This is a genomic window from Xanthomonas sacchari, assembly GCF_024266585.1.
GTDB lineage: Bacteria > Pseudomonadota > Gammaproteobacteria > Xanthomonadales > Xanthomonadaceae > Xanthomonas_A > Xanthomonas_A sacchari_C.
On sequence record NZ_CP100647.1, the window covers coordinates 4,159,393 to 4,183,525 of the forward strand.

21 protein-coding genes are annotated in these 24,133 nt (G+C 69.4%); 11 read left to right on the forward strand and 10 right to left on the reverse strand.

Annotated features, from left to right (window positions below):
- The first annotated feature begins 125 nt into the window (after positions 1-125).
- The 6 genes from lptD (at position 126) to NKJ47_RS17550 (ending at position 7,351) form a co-directional block, all read left to right on the forward strand.
- The gene (lptD, locus tag NKJ47_RS17525) at positions 126-2,471 is read left to right on the forward strand and encodes an LPS-assembly protein LptD (RefSeq protein ID WP_254459034.1); all 2,346 of its coding nucleotides are present in this window, start codon (positions 126-128) and stop codon (positions 2,469-2,471) included.
- Positions 2,468-3,829, forward strand: coding sequence for a peptidylprolyl isomerase (locus NKJ47_RS17530; RefSeq protein ID WP_254459035.1), 1,362 nt, complete (start codon positions 2,468-2,470; stop codon positions 3,827-3,829). The genes lptD and NKJ47_RS17530 overlap by 4 nt, the downstream gene beginning before the upstream one ends.
- Before the next feature lie 3 nt (positions 3,830-3,832).
- Entirely contained in the window at positions 3,833-4,813 is a 981-nt protein-coding gene (pdxA, locus tag NKJ47_RS17535; RefSeq protein ID WP_254459036.1) for a 4-hydroxythreonine-4-phosphate dehydrogenase PdxA, read from the forward strand.
- A 124-nt stretch (positions 4,814-4,937) separates the two neighbouring features.
- Positions 4,938-5,732 (forward strand): 16S rRNA (adenine(1518)-N(6)/adenine(1519)-N(6))-dimethyltransferase RsmA, encoded by a 795-nt coding sequence (gene rsmA / locus NKJ47_RS17540; protein ID WP_254459037.1) that lies wholly within the window; start codon positions 4,938-4,940, stop codon positions 5,730-5,732.
- Positions 5,733-6,044: 312 nt separating this feature from the next.
- Positions 6,045-6,428 carry a Co2+/Mg2+ efflux protein ApaG gene (apaG, locus tag NKJ47_RS17545; protein WP_254459038.1) on the forward strand — a complete coding sequence of 128 codons (384 nt, stop codon included), beginning with the start codon at positions 6,045-6,047 and terminating at the stop codon, positions 6,426-6,428.
- Positions 6,428-7,351 carry a symmetrical bis(5'-nucleosyl)-tetraphosphatase gene (locus NKJ47_RS17550; RefSeq protein WP_254459039.1) on the forward strand — a complete coding sequence of 308 codons (924 nt, stop codon included), beginning with the start codon at positions 6,428-6,430 and terminating at the stop codon, positions 7,349-7,351. The genes apaG and NKJ47_RS17550 overlap by 1 nt, the downstream gene beginning before the upstream one ends.
- A gap of 117 nt (positions 7,352-7,468) precedes the next feature.
- Here the strand turns inward: NKJ47_RS17550 and NKJ47_RS17555 are convergent, their stop codons facing one another.
- From NKJ47_RS17555 to NKJ47_RS17590, 8 genes are all read right to left on the reverse strand, one after another.
- The gene (locus tag NKJ47_RS17555; RefSeq protein WP_254461457.1) at positions 7,469-7,975 is read right to left on the reverse strand and encodes a dihydrofolate reductase; all 507 of its coding nucleotides are present in this window, start codon (positions 7,973-7,975) and stop codon (positions 7,469-7,471) included.
- A gap of 92 nt (positions 7,976-8,067) precedes the next feature.
- On the reverse strand, positions 8,068-8,862 hold the full coding sequence (locus tag NKJ47_RS17560; RefSeq protein ID WP_254459040.1) for a thymidylate synthase: 795 nt from the start codon (positions 8,860-8,862) through the stop codon (positions 8,068-8,070).
- The gene (gene lgt, locus NKJ47_RS17565; RefSeq protein WP_254459041.1) at positions 8,859-9,767 is read right to left on the reverse strand and encodes a prolipoprotein diacylglyceryl transferase; all 909 of its coding nucleotides are present in this window, start codon (positions 9,765-9,767) and stop codon (positions 8,859-8,861) included. Before lgt ends, NKJ47_RS17560 begins: the two co-directional genes overlap by 4 nt.
- Positions 9,768-10,792: 1,025 nt before the next feature.
- Positions 10,793-11,284, reverse strand: coding sequence for a TPM domain-containing protein (locus NKJ47_RS17570; protein WP_254459042.1), 492 nt, complete (start codon positions 11,282-11,284; stop codon positions 10,793-10,795).
- Positions 11,284-12,183 carry a TPM domain-containing protein gene (locus NKJ47_RS17575; protein ID WP_254459043.1) on the reverse strand — a complete coding sequence of 300 codons (900 nt, stop codon included), beginning with the start codon at positions 12,181-12,183 and terminating at the stop codon, positions 11,284-11,286. The genes NKJ47_RS17570 and NKJ47_RS17575 overlap by 1 nt, the downstream gene beginning before the upstream one ends.
- A gap of 117 nt (positions 12,184-12,300) precedes the next feature.
- Positions 12,301-12,933, reverse strand: coding sequence for a LemA family protein (locus tag NKJ47_RS17580; protein WP_254459044.1), 633 nt, complete (start codon positions 12,931-12,933; stop codon positions 12,301-12,303).
- 74 nt (positions 12,934-13,007) lie between these two features.
- Positions 13,008-13,757, reverse strand: a complete 750-nt coding sequence (locus NKJ47_RS17585) for a TerC family protein (protein WP_254459045.1) — start codon at positions 13,755-13,757, stop codon at positions 13,008-13,010.
- Positions 13,758-13,796: 39 nt separating this feature from the next.
- On the reverse strand, positions 13,797-14,177 hold the full coding sequence (locus NKJ47_RS17590; RefSeq protein ID WP_254459046.1) for a diacylglycerol kinase: 381 nt from the start codon (positions 14,175-14,177) through the stop codon (positions 13,797-13,799).
- 189 nt (positions 14,178-14,366) lie between these two features.
- On the opposite strand from NKJ47_RS17590, the gene NKJ47_RS17595 reads away from it, so the two are divergent.
- The 5 genes from NKJ47_RS17595 (at position 14,367) to NKJ47_RS17615 (ending at position 21,822) form a co-directional block, all read left to right on the forward strand.
- Positions 14,367-15,083, forward strand: coding sequence for an SGNH/GDSL hydrolase family protein (locus NKJ47_RS17595; RefSeq protein ID WP_254459047.1), 717 nt, complete (start codon positions 14,367-14,369; stop codon positions 15,081-15,083).
- 108 nt (positions 15,084-15,191) lie between these two features.
- The gene (locus tag NKJ47_RS17600) at positions 15,192-15,878 is read left to right on the forward strand and encodes a response regulator transcription factor (protein WP_254459048.1); all 687 of its coding nucleotides are present in this window, start codon (positions 15,192-15,194) and stop codon (positions 15,876-15,878) included.
- Positions 15,856-17,265, forward strand: coding sequence for a sensor histidine kinase (locus tag NKJ47_RS17605; protein ID WP_254459049.1), 1,410 nt, complete (start codon positions 15,856-15,858; stop codon positions 17,263-17,265). Before NKJ47_RS17600 ends, NKJ47_RS17605 begins: the two co-directional genes overlap by 23 nt.
- Positions 17,266-17,450: 185 nt before the next feature.
- Entirely contained in the window at positions 17,451-20,663 is a 3,213-nt protein-coding gene (locus NKJ47_RS17610) for an efflux RND transporter permease subunit (protein ID WP_254459050.1), read from the forward strand.
- Positions 20,653-21,822 carry an efflux RND transporter periplasmic adaptor subunit gene (locus tag NKJ47_RS17615; protein ID WP_254459051.1) on the forward strand — a complete coding sequence of 390 codons (1,170 nt, stop codon included), beginning with the start codon at positions 20,653-20,655 and terminating at the stop codon, positions 21,820-21,822. The genes NKJ47_RS17610 and NKJ47_RS17615 overlap by 11 nt, the downstream gene beginning before the upstream one ends.
- 134 nt (positions 21,823-21,956) lie before the next feature.
- Here NKJ47_RS17615 and NKJ47_RS17620 read toward each other — a convergent pair whose 3' ends face one another.
- Positions 21,957-23,237, reverse strand: coding sequence for a sensor histidine kinase (locus NKJ47_RS17620; RefSeq protein WP_254459052.1), 1,281 nt, complete (start codon positions 23,235-23,237; stop codon positions 21,957-21,959).
- Between the two features lie 107 nt (positions 23,238-23,344).
- Entirely contained in the window at positions 23,345-24,058 is a 714-nt protein-coding gene (locus NKJ47_RS17625; RefSeq protein ID WP_003481607.1) for a response regulator transcription factor, read from the reverse strand.
- Positions 24,059-24,133: the final 75 nt, after the last annotated feature.

Consider the following 24,133-nt stretch of genomic DNA (forward strand, 5'->3'; position numbering starts at 1 on the left):
CTCGAGGCGGGATGACACGCCCAGGCCCCCGATGAACCCCGTCCCCTGCCCGCCGGAGGCCTTCATTGCCCCTATGCACCGGATGGGGCAAGCTAGCGGCCGTTTTAGCCCGATACCTGACGCGCGTGCGCCGAGCCCTCCGCCTGCTACCTCTTCCGTTCAGTATCGCCCTCTGCCTGCCGGCGGTGGCCGCTGAAAAGCCGCCGAACTGGGGCCTGTGCCCGACGCCGGACGTGCTGCCCAAGTTCGACGACGCGCAGCAGCCGGACCCCAAGCTCGCGCAGAACCGCGACCAGCAGCCGACCAATATCGAAGGCGACCAGCTGTCGGGCACCACCACGGTGCCGAACTACACCGGCAACGTCGCGCTCAAGCGCGGCGACCAGTTCATGGGCACCGACAGCCTGCGGGTGGACACCGAGACCGGCAACTACATCGCCGAAGGCCACGTGCGCTACCAGGATTCGTCGATCCGCATGATCGCCGACCGCGCCGAAGGCAACCAGGACACCGACACCCACAAGATCACCAACATCCGCTACCAGTTGCTTGCGCGCCGCGGCAACGGCAAGGCCGACTCGGTCGACCTGCAGGGCGCGCTGGGGCAGATGCACCGATCCACCTACACCACCTGCGATCCTTCGCAGCGGGTGTGGGAACTGCATGCGCCGGAGATCGACGTCGACAACGACGAAGGCTTCGGCACCGCGCGCAACGCGATCCTGAAGGTCTACAACGTCCCGATCCTGTACGCGCCCTGGTTCAAGTTCCCGATCGACGATCGCCGTACCAGCGGCTTCCTGTTCCCCGCGATCGGCATGTCCAGCCGCAACGGCTTCGACTACACCCAGCCGTACTACCTGAATCTGGCCCCCAACTACGACGCCACCCTGTATCCGCGTTTCATGGCCCGGCGCGGCCTGATGCTGGGCAGCGAATTCCGCTATCTCTACGACGGCGGCAAGGGCGAGCTGCAGGCCGCCTACCTGCCCGACGACAAGCTGCGCGACAAGGACCGTGGTCGCTTCAGTTACCAGGGCTACCACAACATCAATGCGCAGTGGCAGGCGCGCGCCTCGCTGGCCTGGGTCAGCGACGAGCGCTACACCGAGGATTTCTCCAACCGCCTGCTCGGCAACGCGGTGTCCAACATCCAGAGCACGATCGGCGTCTACGGCACCGGCGACACCTGGACCGCGGGCCTGATGGCCGACCGCTGGCAGCTGACCGACTACACCCTGACCGAGGACGCGCTGCCGTACAACCGCCAGCCGCGCGCCTTCTTCAACTGGGACCAGTCGTTCGGCAACTACTTCGAGGCCGGCCTGTACAGCGAGGCGGTGCGCTTCGTGCACGACGATGTCCACGCCAAGGACGGGCTGTACGAGCGCACCGGCGTGGTCACCCCGCGTCCGGGCGGCAGCCGCCTGGACCTGAAGCCCTACATCTCGATGCCGCTGGCCGGCGCCGCCTGGTTCCTCAAGCCGACCCTGGCCTGGCGCTACACCGCCTACCAACTCGACAAGGATCTGGCGGCCACGCTCGGCGGCGACACCACGCCCTCGCGCAGCCTGCCGATCGCCACCGTCGATGCGGGCGTGTACTTCGACCGCGATACCAAGTGGGGCAACACCAACTATCTGCAGACCCTGGAACCGCGGCTGTTCTACCTGTACACGCCGTACCGCGACCAGAACGACCTGCCGATCTTCGATACACGCGAGTTCACCTTCAGTTGGGGCCAGCTGTTCCGCGACTCGCGCTACACCGGTGCCGACCGCCAGAACGACGCCAACCAGCTGACCATGGCGCTGAGCTCGCGCCTGCTGCGCCAGGACGACGGCAAGGAGAAGCTGTCGGTCAGCCTCGGCCAGATCCTGTATTTCAGCGATTCGCGGGTCAGCCTGCCCAACAGCGACACCACCATCGAGCAAGGCAAGTCGGCCTGGGTGGCGGACGCCAACTACATGGTCAACGACCGCTGGAACCTGGGCGCCACCTACCAGTGGGACCCCAAGTACCGGCGCAAGGACCTGGCCAGCTTCCGCGCGCGCTATCTGCTGCCCGGCGACGGCATCGTCAACCTCGCGTACCGCTACCGCCGCGACCTGCTGGAGCAGGCCGACGTCTCGTTCCTGTACCCGATCAATCCGACCTGGAGCCTGGTCGGCCGGCATTACTACTCGCTGATGGACAAGAAGCCGCTGGAAAGCATCCTCGGCGTGCAGTGGGACAGCTGCTGTCTGGCGGTGCGGGCGCTGGCGCGGCGCTACGTGCGCAACCGCACCGGCGCGCTGGATACCGCCTTCCAGGTCGAGTTCGTGCTCAAGGGGCTGTCGTCCCTGGGCCAGGACACGGACCGCGTTCTGCGCCGTGCTATTCTCGGCTACAACCGCGACGACCTGTACTTGGTCCCGCCCAGCAACACCACGACCGATCCGGACGCTTACGATCCGAACCAGATTCCATGACCAAGACCCTTTCTGTTTTTCTCGCCGCCCTGATGGCGGTCGCCGGCGTGTCCGCTCCGGCCGCCGCGCAACAAACCCAACCGCTGGACCGCATCGCCGCGGTGGTCGACGAGGATGTCGTGCTGCAGAGCGAGCTGGATCGTGCCGTGCGCAACGTGAAGGCGCAGTATGCCGGCCGCGAGGCGCAGCTGCCGCCGGATAACGTGCTGCAGCGGCAGGTGCTGGAGCGCCTGATCCTGGTCAAGCTGCAGGTCGCGCGCGCCAACAGCACCGGCATCCGCGTCGGCGACGACGAACTGAACCGCGCCATCGCCAGCATCGCCCAGCAGAACGGCACCGACGTGGACGGCCTGCGCAAGAAGCTGGCGGCCGACGGCATGTCCTACACCGACTTCCGCAACTCGGTGCGCGACGAGATCACCGTGCAGCGCCTGCGCCAGAGCTTCGCGCAGAGCCGCATCAACGTCAGCGAGGCCGAAGTCGACGCGGCGCTGGCGCAGCAGGCCACCACCGGCGCCCAGTACCACCTGGCGCACATCCTGGTCGGCCTGCCGGAAGGCGCCACCGCCGAGCAGATCAAGACCGCCCAGGGCAAGATCGACGGGGTCAAGAACCTGATCGACAAGGGCGAGATCGACTTCAACGCCGCCGCCGTGCGTTACTCCGACAGCCCCAACGCGCTGGAAGGCGGCGACCTGGGCTGGCGCAGCCTCGACGAAATCCCCAACGCGTTCGCGCAGCTGATCCGCGACATGAAGCCGGGCCAGGTGGTCGGCCCGCTGCGCGGCCCCAGCGGCTTCCAGTTGCTGAAGCTGGTCGAGGTGCGCGATGCCTCGGCCAACCCGGAAAAGAAGACCGTCACCGAGTACCACGCCCGCCACATCCTGATCCGGGTCAACGACGCGCAGCCCGATGCCGTCGCCAAGGCCAAGATCGAGACCCTGCGTGCGCGCATCGCCGGCGGCGCCGACTTCCAGACCGTGGCCAAGGAAGCGTCCGAGGACACCAACAGCCGCAGCCAGGGCGGCGACCTGGGCTGGTTCCCGGCCGACGCGTTCGGCCCGGACTTCGGCCAGCATGTCGCGAGCCTGCGGGACGGCCAGATCTCCGAGCCGTTCCGCACCGAGGCCGGCTGGCACATCGTGCAGCGCGTCGGCGAGCGCCAGACCGACGTGACCAGCGACACCCAGCGTGCCCAGGTCCGCGAGACCATCGGCCGCCGCAAGCTGGAAGAGGAATACAACCGCTTCCTGCAGGAAATGCGCGGCGAAGCCTACGTCGACCTGCGCGTGGGCAATACCGACGCCGCGACTGCGCCGGCGGCCACGCCCGCGCCGGCGCCCGCCGCCAAGCCCTGATCCATGCGCCCCTCGCTCGCGCTGGTGCCGGGCGAGCCGGGCGGGATCGGCCCGGAGCTGTGCGTGCGGCTGGCGCAACAGCCGCGGCACGACTGCCAGCTCCTGGCCTTCGCCGATCCCGACACCTTGCGCGCCGCTGCCGCGGCGCTGTCGCTGCCGCTGCGGCTGCTGCCCGAATCCAGTCCCGCCCTCGCCCCTGGCGACCTGCGCCTGCGCACGGTCGCCAATGCCGTGCCCAGCCGCTTCGGCGCGACCGAACCGGCCAATGCCGCGGCGGTGATCGCCGCGCTGACCCAGGCCGCCGACGCCTGCCTGCGCGGCGAACTGGCCGGCATGGTCACCGGCCCGGTGCACAAGGCCGCGATCAACGCCGGCGGCATCGCCTACACCGGCACCACCGAATTGCTGGCGCAGCATGCCGGCCGCGACGTGGTGATGATGCTGGCCAACGCCATCGTGCGGGTGGCCCTGGTCACCACCCATCTGCCGCTGCGCGCGGTCGCCGATGCGCTCACGCCGGCCCTGCTGGAACGCAGCCTGCGCATCACCGACGCCGCGCTGCGCCGCGACTTCGGCATCGCCGCGCCGACCATCGCGGTGCTGGGGCTGAACCCGCATGCCGGCGAGGACGGCCACCTGGGCCACGAAGAAATCCAGGTGATGCAACCGGTGCTGGACGCCTTGCGCGCGGAAGGCATGCAACTGCTCGGCCCGCTGCCGGCCGATACCGCGTTCCTGCCGCAGAAGCTGGCGGGCGTGGACGCGGTGCTGGCGATGTACCACGACCAGGGCCTGCCGGTGCTCAAGTACAGCGGGTTCGAGCAGGCGGTGAACCTGACCCTGGGCCTGCCCTACCCGCGCGTGGCGGTCGACCACGGCACCGCGCTGGACCTGGCCGGCCGCGGCGTGGCCGACCCGTCCAGCCTGTTCGCCGCCACCGCGCTGTGCGCGCAACTGGCCGCACGCCGCGCGCAGGCGCCGTAGGAGCGGCTTCAGCCGCGACGGGCAGTCCCGAGGCAGCCCGTCGCGGCTGACGCCGCTCCCGCATCCCCGCACCCGCCCCCTACCTCCGCGCGCGCCGCCCGGCGCATGCCGATAAAATGCCCCCATGACCTCCTCTCCCGGCTTCGGCGCCCCGGCCAAGAAATCCCTCGGCCAGCACTTCCTCAGCGACCGCCACTACATCGACAGCATCGTCCGCGCGGTCGATCCCAAGCCGGGCGATCGGCTGGTCGAGATCGGTCCCGGCCAGGGTGCGATCACCTTCCCGTTGCTGCGCCGACATGGCCAGCTGACCGTGATCGAGTTCGACCGTGACCTGGTCGCGCCGCTGACCGCGGCGGCGGCCGACGTCGGCGAACTGACCATCCTCAACCGCGACGTGCTGTCGGTGGATTTCGCCGCGCTGGCCGACGGCGCGCGCATCCGCCTGGTCGGCAACCTGCCCTACAACATTTCCTCGCCGATCCTGTTCCATGCGCTGGACCACGCCGCGGCGATCGCCGACATGCACTTCATGCTGCAGAAGGAAGTGGTCGACCGCATGGCCGCCGACCCCGGCAGCAAGGTCTACGGCCGGCTCAGCGTGATGCTGCAGGCCTACTGCGAGGTGACCTCGCTGTTCGTGGTGCCGCCGGGCGCGTTCCGGCCGCCGCCGAAGGTGGATTCGGCGGTGGTGCGGCTGGTGCCGCGGCCGCCGCAGACGGTGGGCATCGCCGACCCGAAGCGCTTCGCCGATGTGGTCCGCGCCGCGTTCGGGCAGCGCCGCAAGACCCTGCGCAACGCCTTGAACGGCGTCTGCGATGCCGCGCAGTTCGAGGCCGCGGGCGTGCGCCCGGACGCGCGCGCCGAACAACTCGAGGTCGCCGACTTCGTGCGTCTGGCCAACCTCGCCCCGGCCTGACGCTCCTACCGCGCGCGCGACGCAGGCGCTGCACGCGCGTGGCGGCGTGGCGTGCATGCCGCCGGCGCCGCCACGGCTCAGCGCCACGCTTGGACGTAGCCACGACAGCACGTCCGCCCGTACCGTCTGATGGCAAGACGCACGACGCCGACCTTACACATCATGATCCGCGTTCCCGCGGGCTGCCACGCAGCCGGACCACGCGGCGCGCCCTGGCCACGGAACAGGCCGCTGCGACGCCACGCGCGCTTCGTCGCACCCGCCATTGACGCATCTCGCCTCAAACGGCAAAACACGCTCTAAACTGTGGGGATGAACGATGACGCCCCCTATCGGATCGAGGTCGAAGTGTCGCCCCGATTCCTCGACGACCAATCGGCGCCGGAGGACGGACGCTACACGTTCGCCTACACGATCCGCATCCACAACCGCGGCCGCGTCGCCGCGCGCCTGATCGCCCGGCACTGGGAGATCACCGACGGCAACGGTCGCATCGAGCGCGTGGACGGCGACGGCGTGGTCGGCGAACAGCCGCGGCTGCGGCCGGGCGAGGATTTCCGCTACACCTCCGGGCTGGTGCTGGAGACCGAACACGGCACGATGCGCGGCCACTACGACATGGAGGCCGACGACGGCACCCAGTTCGTCGCCCCGATCGCGCCGTTCGTGCTGTCCGTGCCGCGGACCCTGCACTGATGGCGGTCTGGGCGATCGGCGACCTGCAGGGTTGCTACGACATCACCCAGCAGTTGCTGGAGAAGATCCGCTTCGATCCCGCGGTGGACCGGCTGTGGTTCTGCGGCGACCTGGTCAACCGCGGCGGGCAGTCGCTGGAGACGCTGCGGCTGGTGCACTCGTTGCGCGACCACAGCGTGGTGGTGCTGGGCAATCACGATCTGTCGCTGCTGGCGATCGGCGAGCGCAGCCCGGACGAACAGCGCAAGGTCAATCCGGACCTGCAGCGCATCGTGCTGGCCGAGGACCGCGACGAACTGCTGACCTGGCTGCGCATGCAGAAGCTGCTGCACGCCGACCGCCAACTCGGCTGGATGATGATCCACGCCGGCCTGGCGCCGAAATGGACCACCGCGCTGGCCGAGAAGCACGCGCGCGAGGTCGAGCAGCAACTGCACGGCAACGGCTACCGCAAGCTGTTCCGCAACATGTACGGCGACCGCCCGGCGTGGTCGCCGGGCCTGACCGGCTACGACCGGTCGCGCGCGATCATCAACCTGTTCACCCGCGCCCGCTACTGCACTCCGCGCGGGCGCATCGCGATCGAGGAAAAAGGCACGCCCGGCACCCAGGCGCAGGGCCTGTATCCGTGGTTCGAGGTGCCGGGGCGGGTCGAGCGCGACCTGAAGATCGTCTGCGGGCATTGGTCGACGCTGGGCCTGACCATCACCCAGGGCGTGCACGCGATCGACACCGGCGCGGTTTGGGGCGGCAAGCTGACCGCGCTGCGCCTGGACAGCGAGGACCTGCAGGTGGTGCAGGTGCCGGGCCGGCCGGTGCAGGGACCGCCGCCGGCTGCGCGCAGCGGCACGCCGCGGCGGCGCGGCACGCCAAACCGTGGACAGACGCCAGCTGCATCCGCGCCGGAGCAGGAGCAGGAGTGAAGCTCCGGCGAGACGGTGCGACGTCGTAGGAGCGGCTTTAGCCGCGACAGGCGTCCTCGGCAATGCCTGTCGCGGCTAAAGCCGCTCCTACGATTGGCCAGGCGCTAACCCGCCGGCCTACGCCGCGCCAGAACGGCGCCGGTAATCCACGAATTCGAACGCCAGCGCATGCCGCGCATCGGCCGGATGCGCTTGCCGCGCCACCACGTCCCACTGCGCCGGATCGAACACGGGGAAATGCGCATCGGCGCCCTCGACCACGGTCTCGACGTGGCTGAGGTACAGCCGCTCGGCCAGCGGCAGGGCCAGCGCGAAGATGTCGCCGCCGCCGATCACCGCCAGCTCCGTGGCACCGGCCTCGCGCGCCGCCTCGATCGCCGCCGGCAGCGACGCCACCGGCCGCATGTCCGCGAACGGCACCTGCCCCGAGCGGGTCATCACCAGGTTCAAGCGCCCGGGCAGCGCGCGCCCCAGCGACTGCGCGGTCTTGCGCCCCATCAGCACCGGCTTGCCCAGGGTCAGCGCCTTGAACCGTTTGAGATCGTCCGGCAAGCGCCACGGCAGGTCGTTGTCGCGGCCGATGGCATTGGCCTGGTCCAGCGCCGCGATCAGGCTCAGCCGCAGCGCGGGGCGCGTAGACGGCGACGCATCCGTCCGCGCCGCGACGGCGGCGCTTGCCGATTCCCGATTCCCCATTCCCGATTCCCGGCTGCCACTCACACCGCCACCGGCGCCTTGATCGCCGGATGCGGGTCGTAGCCCTCGATGGCGATGTCGTCGTAGGTGAAGGCGAACAGATCGGTGACCGCCGGGTTCAGCCGCAACCGCGGCAACGGCCGCGGCGCGCGCGCCAGCTGCTCGCGCGCCTGTGCGAAGTGGTTGGAATACAGGTGCGCATCGCCCAGCGTGTGCACGAAATCGCCCACGCCCAGGCCGGTGGCCTGCGCCACCATGTGCGTCAGCAGCGCGTAGCTGGCGATGTTGAACGGCACGCCGAGGAAGATGTCGCCGCTGCGCTGGTAAAGCTGGCAACTGAGCTTGCCGTCGACCACGTAGAACTGGAACAGGCTGTGGCACGGCATCAGCGCCATCTGCGGCAACTCGGCCACGTTCCAGGCGCTGACCACCAGCCGCCGCGAGTCCGGGTTGCGCTTGATCTCGTCCACCAGCCACTGCATCTGGTCGATCTCGCGCCCGTCCGCGCCGGTCCAGCGCCGCCACTGCTTGCCGTACACCGGGCCGAGTTCGCCCTGCGCATCGGCCCACTCGTCCCAGATGCTGACCTTGTTGTCCTTGAGATAGGCGATGTTGGTCTCGCCCTTCAGGAACCACAGCAGCTCGTGCACGATCGAGCGCAGGTGCAGCTTCTTGGTGGTGACCAAGGGGAAGCCGTCGTTGAGGTCGAAGCGCATCTGCCAGCCGAACACGCTGCGCGTGCCGGTGCCGGTGCGGTCGGCTTTCTGCGCACCGTGCTCGAGCACGTGCTGCAGCAACTCCAGGTATTGCTTCACTTGGCCACCTCCGCCGGCGGCACCGGCTGCAGCACCGGCGCGCTGCGCGAGCGCCACAGCAGGAACACGCCCAACAGGATCAGCGGAATGCTCAACTGCTGGCCGCGGGTCAGCCAATGGAACGCCAGGTAGCCCAGCTGCGCGTCCGGCACGCGCACGAACTCCACGGCGAAGCGGAACACGCCGTACAGCAGCGCGAACAGACCGGACACCGCATAGCGCGCCCGCGGCTTCATCGAGAAGGTCCACAGCACCACGAACATCACCAATCCTTCCAACGCCGCTTCGTACAGCTGCGACGGATGGCGGGCGTAGCGGTCCAGCAGCCCCGCGGCGTACTGCTGCTGCAGTTGCGCAGTGCTCATCAGGCTCTCCAGCGCCGGCGCGTTGGCCACGCCGTCCTGCACCGGTGCGTGCGGGAAGATCACGCCCCAGCCGGCGTGGGTCAACTTACCCCACAACTCGCCGCCGACGAAATTGCCGATGCGGCCGAAGCCCAAGCCCAGTGGCACCAGCGGCGCGACGAAATCAACGGTGTCGAAGAAATGCAGGCGCGCCTTGCGCGTCCACCACAGGCAGGCCGCCAGCACGCCCAGCAGGCCGCCGTGGAAGCTCATGCCGCCGTCCCACACCTTGAAGATCAGCAGCGGGTTGGCCAGGAAATCGGACAACGCGTAGAACAGCATGTAGCCGATGCGTCCGCCCAGCACCACGCCGAGCATCGCGTAGAACAGCAGGTCGGAGAAGCCCTCCTCGTTCACCCCGGGCAGGCGACCGGCGCGGATGCGGCGGCGGCCCAGCCACCAGGCCGACACGAAGCCCGCCAGGTACATCAGCCCGTACCAATGCACCTTCACCGGCCCGAACGAGAAGGCGATGGGATCGATCTGGTGGAGATAGGTCATGCGGGAGCGTCGGCCGGGGGGCGAAGGTCGCCTATTCTGCCACCGACTCCACCGATTACCGCGATTGCGGCCCCTCCCACGGCATGGCGCTTCATCTGCTGGCAGGCGCACGCGCCTGCCGCAGACTCCGCCGATTACCGCGATTGCGGGCCCTTGTGCGGCATGGCGCTTCACTTGCGGAAGCGGCGCAGGTGACCTCCGGGCCATGAGCCGCGACGCGCAGCGCCATATGGCCCAACCGGGCACTGTCGCGTCGGGACCGAAGTCCCTCCCACAACACCACCGCATCGCGCCAATGCAGGAGCGGCCACTGCCCCAATGTGGGAGCGGCTTCAGCCGCGACGCGCACTGCCATCAGGCCCCAACCCGGCCCTATCGCGTCGGGACTGAAGTCCCTCCCACAACCCCACCGCATCGCGCCAATGCAGGAGCGGCCACTGCCCCAATGTAGGAGCGGCTTCAGCCGCGACGCGCACTGCCATCAGGCCCCAACCCGGCACGCTCGCGTCGGGACTGAAGTCCCTCCCACAACACCACCGCATCGCGCCAATGCAGGAGCGGCCACTGCCCCAATGTAGGAGCGGCTTCAGCCGCGACGCGCACCGCCATCAGGCCCCAACCCGGCACGCTCGTGTCGGGACTGAAGTCCCTCCCACAATGCCACCGCATCGCGCCAATACAGGAGCGGCCAGCGCCCCAATGTGGGAGCGGCTTCAGCCGCGACGCGCACCGCCATCAGGCCCCAACCCGGCACGCTCGCGTCGGGACTGAAGTCCCTCCCACAACGCCACCGCATCGCACCGATGCGGGAGCCGCCAGCGCCCCAATGTGGGAGCGGCTTCAGCCGCGACGCGCACCGCCATCAGGCTCCAATCCGGCACGCTCGCGTCGGGACTGAAGTCCCTCCCACAATGCCACCGCATCGCACCGATGCGGGAGCAGCGCCTCCGGTGTCCACAGCCTCGACCACGGCAAGACGCTGCATCCCATCTGCCGGCCAGGCGAACCCAGCGTCGCCGCTTACCTCAATCCAGCACCTGCGGCAGGTTCGGCAGCTCGTTCTCGCCCTGCTGTCCCGGCTGCGCAGGGAAGTGCGCGGCCAGCAGCGCCGAGACCGCGCCGACGCCGGCGATCACCGCCTGCTCAGGCTGGCCCGCGCGCATGTCGCGCTCGATCAGTGCGCAGACCTGGCGCCACTGCGCCGCGTCCACGCGCCCGTGCAGACCGCGGTCGGCCACGATCTCGATATGGTGGTCGGCCAGCAGCAGGTAGATCAGCACGCCGTTGTTGGCTTCGGTGTCCCAGGTGCGCAACTGCGCGAAGGCCTGTTCGGCACGCAACCGCGGCGCCATGCCGCGCAGCACCTGCGCCGGCGCCAGGCCCGATTCCACCGCAAACATCACCTGCCCGCGATGCAGCCGCTCGCCCGCGGCGATCGCCGCGCCGATGCGCTCCAGGCTGGCCGCCGGGAACAGCCGCTGCGCCGAGGGCGCGAACAGGTGCCGGAGCAGGCGCATCACCAGCTCCCCGAGGCGCCGCCGCCTCCGGAACTGCCACCGCCTCCACCCCAGCCGCCTCCGCCGAAGCCGCCACCTCCACCGCCCCCCCAACTGCCGCCACCGCCGCCCCAGCCACCGCCGAAGCCGCCGCCGCCCCACCCTCCACCGCCCCATCCGCCACCGCCGGCCGAGCGGCCCGGCGAAATCCCGACGAACAGGCCCAGGATCAGGCCGATCGCACCGGTCAGCGCACCGACGAGCAGCGACAGGCTCAGCACCAGGCCGACGCCACCGCCGACCACCCCGCTCAGCACGCCGCGCACCGGGCGCGACAGCCGCGCGAACAGCACCTGCGCGACCAGCGCCGCGAACAGACCGGCGAAGAACCCGAATCCCAGACCGCCGCCGCGCGACGCCGGGGCATGCGCACTGACCGGCGCCGGCAGCGCCTCGCCGTCGATCAGCTTGACCAGCATCGCGGTCGCCTCGGCGATGCCGCCGCTGTAGTCGCCGGCGCGGAAGCGCGGCACCAGGTACTCCTGGATGATGCGGTTGGCGGTGGCGTCGGGAATCGCGCCTTCCAAACCATAGCCAGGCTGGATGCGCACGCGCCGGTCGTCCTTGGCCACCACCAGCAGCACGCCGTCGTCCACGCCCTTGCGGCCGAGCTTCCACTGGTCGAACACGCGCTGGGTGTACTGCTCGATGCTCTCCGGGGCGGTGCTGGGCACCACCAGCACCTGCAACTGGCTGCCCTTGCGCTGCTGCAGCTGCACCGCCTGCCGATCCAGTTCCAGGCGCTGGTTCGGGGTCAGCGTGCCGGTGGTATCGACCACCGGCGCATCCAGCGGCGGGATCGGCGCCTCGGCCTGTGCCCAGGCCAGCCAGGGCAGCAGCGCCAACAGCAGCAGCCACACGCAGGCGCGCCGCCGGCCACGCGCAGGGCGGGCGCTGCCGCGCGACGCCGTCGCTGCGGCAGCGCCCTCAGCCGCCACGGAAGTCGAATGCACGGTCGGGCCGGCCTGCGGCGGCGCTTACTGCGCCGGCGCCGGTGGTTGCGTCTGCCGCGGCGCGGGCGCCGGCTGGCCGCCGAAGTTCACCGCCGGCGCCTCGGAGATCTGCGCCTCGTTCTCCACCGAGAAGTTGGGCTTTTCCTTGTAGCCGAACAGCTTGGCGGTGATCACCTGCGGGAACGACAGGATGTAGGTGTTGTAGTCCTGCACCGCCTGGATGTAGCGGCCGCGCGCCACGGTAATGCGGTTTTCGGTGCCTTCCAGCTGCGCCTGCAGGTCGCGGAAGGCCTGGTCGGATTTCAGGTTCGGGTAGTTCTCGCTGACCACCAGCAGCCGCGACAGCGCGCTGGAGAGCCGGCCCTGGGCCTGCTGGAACTGCTGCAGCGAGGCGGCGTCGTCGGCGTTGACCTGCACCTGGCCGACGCGGGCGCGGGCGTTGGTCACGTCGGTCAGTACCTGCCGCTCCTGGTCGGCATAGCCCTTGACCGTGTTGACCAGGTTCGGCACCAGGTCGGCGCGGCGCTTGTACTGGTTCAGCACTTCCGACCAGCCGGCCTTGACCGCCTGGTCCTTCTGCTGGATGGCGTTGTAGCCGCAGCCGGACAGCAATACGGCCAGCGCGGCCAGGAACAGGGAGCGGGACAACAGGCGCATGCGATGACTCCGGCGGGTGACTGGGCGCAGCTTGCCACGCCACCGGTGAAAACGCAGCCAGCCTCAGCGGCGGCTCACCACTTCCCGGCGCCGGGCACCTGGTGCGCGGCGGCGCGCCGGCGCATCAGCAGGTTCAGCCACTCCACCAGCACCGAGAAGCCCATCGCCGCGTAGATGTAGGGCTTGGGCACGTGCACGTCCAGGCCGTCCAGGATCAGCACCACGCCGATCATCAGGATGAAGGCCAGCGCCAGCATCTTCACCGTCGGGTTGGCGTCGATGAAGCGGCCCAGCGGATTGGCCGCCAGCAGCATCACCGCCACCGCCAGCAGCACCGCGGCGATCATCACCGGGATGTGCTGGGCCATGCCCACCGCGGTGATCACAGAATCCAGCGAGAACACGATGTCGATCACCGCGATCTGCGCGATCACCATCCAGAACACGCCCGAGGCCTTGCTGGTGGTGGGATCGGCATCGTCGCCGCCGGTGATCAGCTCGCGGATCTCCATGGTGCCCTTCACCAGCAGGAACAGGCCGCCGATGATCAGCACCAGGTCGCGGATCGAGATGCCCATGCCGGCGACGCTGAACAGCTCGCCCTGCATGCGCGCCAGGAACGCCAGCGACACCAGCAGCGCGATGCGGGTCAGGCACGCCACCGCGATGCCGAACCTGCGCGCGGCCGGGCGCTGCGCTTCCGGCAGCTTGCCCACCGCGATGGAGATGAACACCAGGTTGTCGATGCCCAGCACGATCTCCAACGCACTCAGCGTCAACAGCGTCAGCCAGGTGTTGGGGTCGGCGAGAAACTCGAGAGCCATGGGGTTGGATCCTTTAACAGAAGAAGAAACGGGCGGCGATCACAGCACGCGCGGCAGCAGGATCAGGCCCCAGCACAGCACCACGTTGGCCAGCATCACAAAGACCGCGGCCGAGCCCATGTCCTTGGCGCGGCCGGCCAGTTCGTGATGCTCGGGGCCGTAGCGCTCGATCACCGCTTCGATCGCCGAATTGAGCAGTTCCACCGCCAGCACCAGCAGCAGCGAGCCGATCATCAGCACCTGCTGCACCGGCCCCTGCCCCAGCCACAGCGCCAGCGGCGCCAGGACCAGGAACAGGCACACTTCCAGGCGGAACGAGGACTCGTGCAGCCAGGCCGCGCGCAACCCCTGCCACGACCAGCGTGCCGCCATCAGCATGCGGCGCGGGCCGCGCGGCAGGTGCCCGAACTGGTCGGCCACGGCTCAGCCCCGCCCCGTGCAATGGGGACGCGACGACGACGGCCGGAAGGAATCGGTCATGGGCAAGGGCGCAGCGGGCTAGACCGCAATTTTGCCACAAGCCCCGCGGCATCGCCGGTATCGCCTCGGATTTGCCTGCATGCGGCGCCTGCGGCACCATCGCCGATCCCCTTGCTTGGAGGAGGCGTCATGTCCCGTTCGCCGCTGCGCGCCCCGCTGCTCGCCCTGAGTCTGTTCAGCCTGTCCCTGCTCGGCCTGTCGCCGGCACGGGCCATTGTCCCGCCGCCGCCCCCCAGCGTGCCTGACCAGGTCTCCAATGCCGCCTGGGAAGAGGACATGGCGCGCTTCGCCAAAGACGATGCCGCGCATCCGGTCAAACCCGGCGGCGTGCTGTTCGTCGGCAGCTCCTCGATCCGCTTCTGGACCTCGCTGGCCACGGATTTTCCCGGCGTGCAGACGCTCAACCGCGGCTTCGGCGGTTCCGAGATCCGCGACAGCACCTGGTACGCCGACCGCATCGTGGTGCCGTACAAGCCGCGCCTGATCGTGTTCTACGCCGGCGACAACGATCTCAACAGCGGCCGCAGCCCGCAGCAGGTGCGCGACGACTTCGTGGCCTTCGTGACCCGCGTGCGCCGCGACCTGCCCAAGACCCGCATCGTCTACCTGTCGATCAAGCCCAGCCCGTCGCGGGCGGCGCTGATGCCGAAGATGGCCGAGGCCAACGCGCTGATCCGCAAGGCCGCCGCCGGCCTCAAGCAGGTCCAGTTCGTCGACGTCTACACGCCGATGCTCGGCGCTGACGGACAGCCACACGCCGAACTGTTCGGCCCGGACAAGTTGCACATGAACGCGGCCGGCTACGCGCTGTGGCGCGACACGCTGCGGCCTTACCTGGCGCCCTGACCGGCGATGAACGGCCTCGCGCGCGCGGCGCAACGGCGGCTGCCGGCCGGCAAGGTCGGCGGCGGTCGGCAAGCGCGTGCCGCTATGCGCGGCACGGAGTAAGCGAGGATGCCCAGAGCCCTGGTCATCGAAGACGACGAAGTGACCGCCCGCGACATCGTCGCGGAACTCGGCGCGCATGGCTTCAGCACCGACTGGATCGCCGACGGGCGCGACGGCCTGCAGCGCGCGCTGACCGATGGCTACGACATCATCACCCTCGACCGCCTGCTGCCCGGCATGGACGGCATCGACGTCGTCTCCGAACTGCGCAAGCGCGCGGTACAGACGCCGGTGCTGATGATCAGCGCGCTCTCGGAGGTGGACGAGCGCGTGCGCGGCCTGCGCGCGGGCGGCGACGACTACCTGACCAAGCCGTTCTCGCCCGACGAACTGGTGGCGCGCGCCGAGGTGCTGGTGCGCCGCCATCGCAACGCGGCCACCACGCCCGAAACCCGCCTGCGCGTGGCCGACCTCGAACTCGACCTGGTCCGCCACAACGCATTGCGCGCCGGCCAGCCGCTGGCCCTGCTGCCCACCGAATTCCGCCTGCTCGAATTCCTGATGCGCAACGCCGGCCAGGTGGTGACCCGGCAGATGATCTTCGAACACGTCTGGGGCTTCCATTTCGACCCCGGCACCAACGTGATCGATGTCCATATCGGGCGCCTGCGCCGCAAGATCGACGGCAACGGCCAGCCACCGCTCATCCGCACGATGCGCGGCTCGGGATATGTCCTTGCCCCCGCTGAGTGACGCCTGGCGCTCGGCCACGACGCGGCTGATCCTGATCTACGGGTCGCTGTTCGCGATCTGGTGCATCGTGCTGCTCGGCATCGTGCAATGGGAGTCCACGCGCTACCTGTCGCACGTGATCGACCAGATGCTCACCGCGCGCATCCATTACCTGGAGAACACCGATCCCAGGCGCCTGGCCCACACGGTGGGCGAAGCCAACGCCATCGACATCCAGGGCTTCATGTGGGTCGGCCTGTTCGATCCGCAGGGGCGCCGCATCGCCGGCAATATCGCCGAGGTCCCCAAGGACGTGGCCAGCGACGGCAGCGTCGGCCTGGTCAACGCCAGGCTGGTCGGCGCCGGGAACGGCAGCCTGACCCAGGCCCGCGGCATCGCCAGGGAACTGCCGGACGGACGCCGCCTGGTGGTGGTGAAGGCCAGCACCGTGATCGACGGGCTGACCGCGATCATCTACCGGGGCCTGTTGTGGGGACTGTCCCTGACCCTGCTGCCGGGGCTGCTCGGCGGCATCCTCCTGGCGCGCGGCCCGGCGCGGCGCATCCGTGCCATCCAGCAGGCCATGCAGCCCATCCACCGCGGCGACCTCAGCGTGCGCCTGCCGGTGTCGCGGCGCGGCGACGAGGTGGACCTGCTGGCGGCCACGGTGAACAGGACCCTGGACGAGGTCGAGCGCCTGCTCGGCGAGGTGAAGGGCGTCACCGACAACATCGCCCACGACCTGCGCACCCCACTGACGCGCATGCGCACGCGCCTGCACCGGCTGCAGCAGCAGTTCGAGGAGCGCCCGGAAGGCGCGCAACTGGACGCATGCGTGAGCGAAATCGACACCGTATTGACCCGGTTCCGCGCGCTGCTGCGCGTGTCGGAACTGGAAGATCGGCAACGCAGCGCCTGCTTCTCGGCGATCAACCTGGACGCGCTGCTGCGAGACGTCCACGCGTTCTACGCGCCGTTGGCCGAGGACCGCGGGCAGGCCTTCGAACTCGCGCTGCAGCCTCTGCCCGCCGTGCACGGCGATCCGCACCTGCTGTTCGAGGCGCTGGCCAACCTGGTCGGCAATGCGATCAAGTTCACCCCCGACGGCGGGACGATCCGCCTGCTGGCAGCGACCGACCAGGACGGCAACGCCCGCATCGATGTCGCCGATACCGGACCCGGCATCGCCCCCGACGAGCGCCAGGCGATCTTTCGCCGCTTCTATCGCGCCGACCAGACCCGCTCCCAGCCCGGCTGCGGGCTGGGGCTGGCGATCGTCAGCGCCATCGTCCGCCTGCATGGCTTCGTGCTGCAGGTGGGCGGCGACGCGCGCGGGGCGGTGTTCTCGATCCTCTGCCCGCCCGCCACCTCGGCACCGCTCGCCCGCGGCGCGCCCGGCCCGGCCTGACACCGAGCGTCCGTGCCGGCGCGGCGCGGCCCGCCCGCACGCATCCGCGGCTGCGCCCAAGCCGTTGAACGAGGGAGCGTTTGCGGCCACGGCCGGGATATCTAAATAAATCTTAATGACGCCCAGGAACGGTCCAGAGGCAAAATCTGCCGCGACGCAACATTCGCGCAGGAAACCGCTTCTCCATGATTGGCCTCGTCCGGATCGCACTGACGCGCCCGTATACCTTCGTCGTCCTGGCCCTGCTGATCCTGATCGTAGGCCCGCTCGCCGCGTTGCGCACGCCCACCGACATCTTTCCGGACATCAAGATCCCGGTGATCGCCGTGGTGTGGCAGTACAACGGCCTGCCGCCCGACCAGATGGCCGGCCGCGTCACCTCGCCGTTCGAACGCGTGCTCACCACCACCGTGAACGACGTCGAGCACATCGAGGCCAATTCGATCCAGGGCTTCGGCATCGTCAAGATCTTCTTCCAGCCCACCGTCGACATCCGTACCGCCAACGCGCAGGTCACCGCCGTCGCGCAGACCATGCTGCGGCAGCTGCCGCAGGGCACCACGCCGCCGCTGATCCTCAACTACAACGCCTCCACGGTGCCGATCATCCAGTTGGCGCTGTCCGGCAAAGGGCTCACCGAGCAGAACCTGGCCGACCTCGGGCTCAACATCATCCGCCCGCAGCTGACCTCGGTGGCCGGCGCGGCGATTCCGTACCCGTTCGGCGGCAAGACCCGCCAGGTCCAGATCGACATCGACCCGTCGGCGCTGCAGGCGCGCGGCCTGTCGGCGCAGGACGTGGCCAACGCGCTGGCGGCGCAGAACCTCATCACGCCGGTGGGAACGCAGAAGATCGGCAAGTACGAATACACGCTGCAGCTCAACAACGCGCCATCGGACATCGCGGAACTCGGCGACCTGCCGGTGAAGACGGTCGACGGCGCCACGGTGTTCATCCGCGACGTGGCGCATGTCCGCGACGGCGCGCCGCCGCAGACCAACATCGTGCACGTCAACGGCAATCGCTCGGTGCTGATGACGGTGATGAAGAACGGCTCGGCCTCGACGCTGGCGATCATCGCCGGCATCAAGGAGCGGGTGGCGGCGATGAAGGACGCCCTGCCGCCGGACCTGCGGATCGTTCCCATCGGCGACCAGTCGCTGTTCGTGAGCGGCGCGATCGAGGGCGTGGCGCGCGAAGGGGTGATCGCCGCGGCGCTCACCAGCCTGATGATCCTGCTGTTCCTGGGCAGCTGGCGCTCGACGCTGATCATCGCCATCTCGATCCCGCTGGCGATCCTCGGCTCGATCGCCGCGCTGTCGGCGGTTGGCGAAACGATGAACATCATGACCCTGGGCGGCCTGGCGCTCGCGGTGGGCATCCTGGTGGACGATGCCACGGTGACCATCGAGAACATCAACTGGCACCTGGAGCAGGGCAAGTCGGTGGAGACGGCGATCATGGACGGCGCGTCGCAGATCGTGACGCCCGCCTTCGTCTCGCTGCTGTGCATCTGCATCGTGTTCGTGCCGATGTTCTTCCTCGAAGGCGTGGCGCGCTTCCTGTTCGTGCCGATGGCCGAGGCGGTGATGTTCGCGATGATCGCGTCGTTCCTGCTGTCGCGCACGCTGGTGCCGACCATGGCCAAGTACCTGCTGCGTCCGCACGCCCCGCATACCGACATGCACGGCGACGGCCATGGCCAGCCGCCGTCGCGCAATCCGCTGGTGCGCTTCCAGCGCGGTTTCGAGAAGCGCTTCGAGCGGCTGCGCGCCGGCTACTACGCCCTGCTGGAAACCGCGCTGCTGCACCGCACGGCGTTCGTGCCCGGCTTCCTGCTGTGCGTGGCGCTGTCGTTCCTGCTGCTGCCGATGCTCGGCCGCAACTTCTTCCCGTCGGTGGATTCGGGCCAGATCCTGATGCACGTGCGCGCCCCGGTCGGCACCCGCGTGGAGGAGACCGCGCATCTGTTCGCCGACGTGACCGGCGCCGTGCGCAGGCTCATTCCGCCGCACGATCTGGCCAGCGTGGTCGACAACATCGGCCTGTCGTCCTCCGGCATCAACAACACCTACAACAACACCGGCACCATCGGCTCGCAGGACGGCGACATCCAGATCGCGCTGAGCGAAGGCCATGCGCCCACCGCCGACTACGTGCGCATGCTGCGCCAGACCCTGCCGCGGCAATTCCCCTCCGTGGTGTTCTCGTTCCCGCCGGCCGACATCATCAGCCAGATCCTGAACTTCGGCGCGCCGGCGCCGGTGGACCTGCAGATCCGCGGCCCCAACCTCGCCGCCAACTTCGGCTACGCCAACCGCCTGCTGCGCGAGATCCGCCGCGTCCCCGGCGTGGCCGACGCGCGCATCCAGCAGTCGCAGGCCAGCCCCGGCTTCGCGGTGAACGTGGACCGCAGCCTTGCGCAACAGGTGGGCGTCACCGAGCGCGACGTGACCAGCAGCCTGGGCGTGAACCTGGCCGGTTCCAGCCAGATCGCCCCGACGTTCTGGCTGAATCCGCAGAACGGCGTCTCCTATCCCATCGTGATGCAGACGCCGCAGTACAGCCTCGACACCCTGCCCGACCTGCAGAACGTGCCGATCACCCCGAGTGCGGGCCAGGGCGGCGCACAGCGCCTGGGCGGGCTGGCGACGCTGTCGCGGACCGCGAGCGATGCGGTGGTCAGCCAATACAACATCAATTCGATGGTGGAGATCTTCGCCTCCCCGCAGGACCGCGACCTCGGCGCGGTCGCCGCCGACATCCAGAAGATCCTCGACGCCAACCAGAAGTTCCTGCCCAAGGGCTCCAGCACGGTCCTGCTCGGCCAGGTGCAGACGATGAACAAGGCGTTCTCCGGGCTGATCTTCGGCCTGCTCGGCGCGATCGTGCTGATCTACCTGCTGATCGTGGTGAACTTCCAGTCGTGGAGCGATCCGTTCGTGATCGTGAGCGCATTGCCCGCGGCGATCGCCGGCATCGTCTGGATGCTGTTCGCCACGCACACCAGCCTGTCGGTTCCCGCGCTGACCGGGGCCATCATGTGCATGGGCGTGGCCACCGCCAACTCGATCCTGGTGGTGAGCTTCTGCCGCGAGCGCCTCGCCGCGCATGGCGACGCGGCCAAGGCGGCGCTGGAAGGCGGCTTCGTCCGCTTCCGCCCGGTGCTGATGACCGCGCTGGCGATGATCATCGGCATGGCGCCGATGGCCCTGGGCATGGGCGAAGGCGGCGAACAGAACGCGCCGCTGGGCCGCGCCGTCATCGGCGGCCTGATCTTCGCCACCGTGAGCACGCTGTTCTTCGTGCCGATCGTCTTCAGCCTCATCCACCGCCGTGCTTCCCAGCCGTCCTCCCCGACGGCGCACGCCCCCGGAGCGTCCCCGCATGTCGCCTGACCAGTCCTCCCCCATCCCGCCGCGCCGGCTCCGCCTGGCCGCGCTCATCGCCTCGATCGTGGTCCTGGCCATCGTCGTCGCCGGGGTCGCCACCCGCGCCGGCGACGCGCGCCGGTTGCGCGCGTGGACCGACGACCAGGCGGTGCCGACGGTGGCCGTGGTGGCCCCGGACACCAACCAGGGCAGCGGGGTCCTCAACCTCCCCGGCCGCCTGGAGGCGTATGCCCGCGCACCGATCTTCGCCCGCACCAGCGGCTACCTGAAATGGTGGAAGACCGACATCGGCGCCAAGGTGAAAGCCGGCGATGTGCTCGCCGAGATCCAGACGCCCGACCTGGATCAGCAGTTGCTCCAGGCCAAGGCCGACCTCGCCAACGCGCGCGTCAACGCCGCGCTGGCGCAGACCACCGCCAGGCGCTGGCAGGCCATGGGCCAGACCGAGGTCGTGTCCAAGCAGGCCGTGGACGAGAAGACCGGCGACTACGACGCCAAGCGCGCCCTCGCCCAATCCGCACAGGCCAATCTCGAACGCCTTGAAGCGCTGAAGGGCTTCGCCAGACTGGTGGCGCCGTTCGACGGCACCGTCACCGCGCGCGAGACCGATGTCGGCGCGCTGATCAACGCCGGCGGCGGCCAGGAACTGTTCGTGGTCTCGGACACGCGCAAGCTGCGCATGTACGTGAACGTGCCGCAGAGCGATGCGCCATCGGTGCACACAGGCAGCCGGGTGACGCTGACGGTGCCGGAATACCCTGGGCAGACCTTCAGCGGCGTCGTCGACAGCGCATCGGGGGCGGTCAACGCCGCCTCCGGCACCACGCTGGTCCAGGTCGCCGTGGACAACCAGGACGGCAAGCTGCTGCCGGGCGGCTACGCCAGCGTCCGTTTCGATCTTCCGGCCGACGCCGCGCTGCTGCGGGTACCGGCCAGCGCGCTGGTGTTCGACGACAAGGGCCTGCGCGTGGCGGTGGTCGACGCGCACGACACGGTCGTCTTCAAGCCGGTGACCATCGCGCGCGACTACGGCAAGACCGTGGAACTGGGGTCCGGCGTGGCCGCCGGCGACCGCCTGATCGAGAGTCCGCCGGACGGCCTGGCCGATGGCGACAAGGTGCGCATCAGCGCGCCGAAGGCGGAAGGCGCACACGCCAAGGCGTGACCCCGCACAGCGGCGCCGAGGCGCCGCGGAAAAATCCGGCCATGCGCGGGCGCCTGGCCGGCGTCGACAGCCGCCGGGCCGCCTGCCTTCGCAGGAGACGCAGCGCCCGCCCGGCGCCGGCGCTGGGCGGGCGCTTACGTTGCCGGAACGAACCGCACCGTGGCGACGATGCCGCCGCCCTCGGCGCTTTCCAGCGCCACCTGCCAGCCGAAGCGCTCGCACAACCGGCGCACGATCGACAGGCCCAGCCCGGTGCCCTGCGGGCGCTCCGGCTCGGCACGGAAGAACGGCTCGAAGGCGTGCCGCAGCGCCTCCTGGGACATGCCGATGCCGGTGTCGCGGATGCGGATGCAGTCGGCCTCGACCTCGACCTCGATGCGCCCGGTATCGGTGTAGCTGCAGGCATTGCGCAGCAGGTTGCTGACCACCACGTGCAGCACCCGCGGCGGCGCATGCAGCGTCGCCGCGGCCAGCACGCGCACGCTCAAGGTCACCGGCTTGCCGACCAGCAGCTCGCGCGCGTTCTCGGCCTCGTACTCGACCACGTCGGCGACCTCGAAGGTCTCGCTCTGCGGCACCACGTCCGCTTCCCGCGCCAGGATCAGGAAGGCGTCGATCACCGCCTCCATGTCGCGACCGGCGCGCTGGATCCGCTGCAGGCTGCGGTGCAGGCGCGGCGGCAGGTCCTGCTCGGTCATCGCGATGTCGGTGGCGACGCGGATCACCGTCAGCGGGGTGCGCAGTTCGTGGCTGGCATCGCGAGTGAAGTTGCGCTCGCGGGCGACGTGGTCGGTGACGCGCAGGGCCAGCGCATGCAGGGCGGCGGCCAGCTGCCGCGCCTCGCCCTGCACGTCGGCCGGCAGGTTCTCCGGGGCCAGTTCGGCGGCCGCCGGGTGCCGCGGATCCCAGCGCGAGACCCGCCGCGCCAGCCAGTTCATCGGCGACAGCAGGCGCCGCGACACCCGCCAGGTCAGCCAGGCCACCACCAGCACCGCGATCAGGGTCAGCAGGGTCGGCACCACGCCGAACCAGAACGCCAGTCGTTGCGCCGGCGCGCGCAGGAACACCAGGTACAGGCGTCCGGCCTGGGTCTGGTCGACCAGCACCATCTCGCCGCCGGGACGGTCCTCGTGCAGGCCCGGCGCCAGCCCGCGCAGGTCGGCGGGCAACGTCGCATCGGATTGCCCGGCCGGCACCAGATAGCCGCGCAGGCTATGGCTGTTGGGTGGCGGCTGCTGCGGCAGCTGCGCACGCAGGCGCCAGTAGTAGCGCGCCTCCTGCTGCAGGATCGAGCCGACCAGCGAATGCTGCACGATCGCCACCACCAGATAACTGGCAAGCGTGACCACGCAGCCCGCAAACACGATGCGGGCGATCAGGGCAAGGCGGAGTTTACGCGGCAACCCGTGCGGCATACGGCATCCGTGATCGTTGCCGCGATTATAGGAAGGCCGATCGTGAGTCTTTCGTGCAAGCGGCCCCGATCAGCGGAGCCGCTCCGGTGTCCACGATCGGGCGCGGCTCAGCTCATCGGCTGGGCGATGTCGGCGATGCGGTAGCCGGCACTCTGCACGGTGTGCAGCAGCGGACGGTCGAACGGCTTGTCGATGATCTTGCGCAGGTTGTAGAGATGGCTGCGCAGGGTGTCCGAGTCGGGCAGGCCGTTGCCCCAGATCTCGCGCTCGATCTCCTGGCGGGTGACCACGCGCGGCGATTCGCGCATCAGGATGGTCAGCAGGCGCAGGCCGATCGGCGACAGCTGCAGTTCGGTGCCGGCACGGGTGGCGCGCATGCTCACCGGGTCCAGCACCAGGTCGGCCACCTTCAGCACTTCCGAGCCGACCTGGCGGCGCTCGCGACGGATCAGCGCGCGCAGACGCGCTTCCAGTTCCTGGATCGCGAATGGCTTGGTCAGGTAGTCGTCGGCGCCGAAGCCCAGGCCGGTGAGCTTGTCGTCCAGCGTGTCGCGCGCGGTCAACATCAGCACCGGGGTGGACTTGCGCGCGTCGTTGCGCAGGCGCCGGCACACTTCGATGCCGTCCAGGCGCGGCAGCATCAGGTCCAGCACCACCACGTCGTAGCTGTTTTCCGCCGCCAGGCGGTAGCCGTCCAGGCCATCGCAGGCGTAATCCACTTCGAACCCACGGCCTTCCAGATACTCGCCGATCATCTCGGAAATATTGCGGTTGTCTTCCACGACCAGCACGAGCCCGGATGTTTCCTTGGTCTGACGCATAACGCTTCCTCAGTCTTCAGCTTTGTGAAACATGCCGGATGGGCGGTGGTGGCGGCGTGAAGACCGCTTCATGTG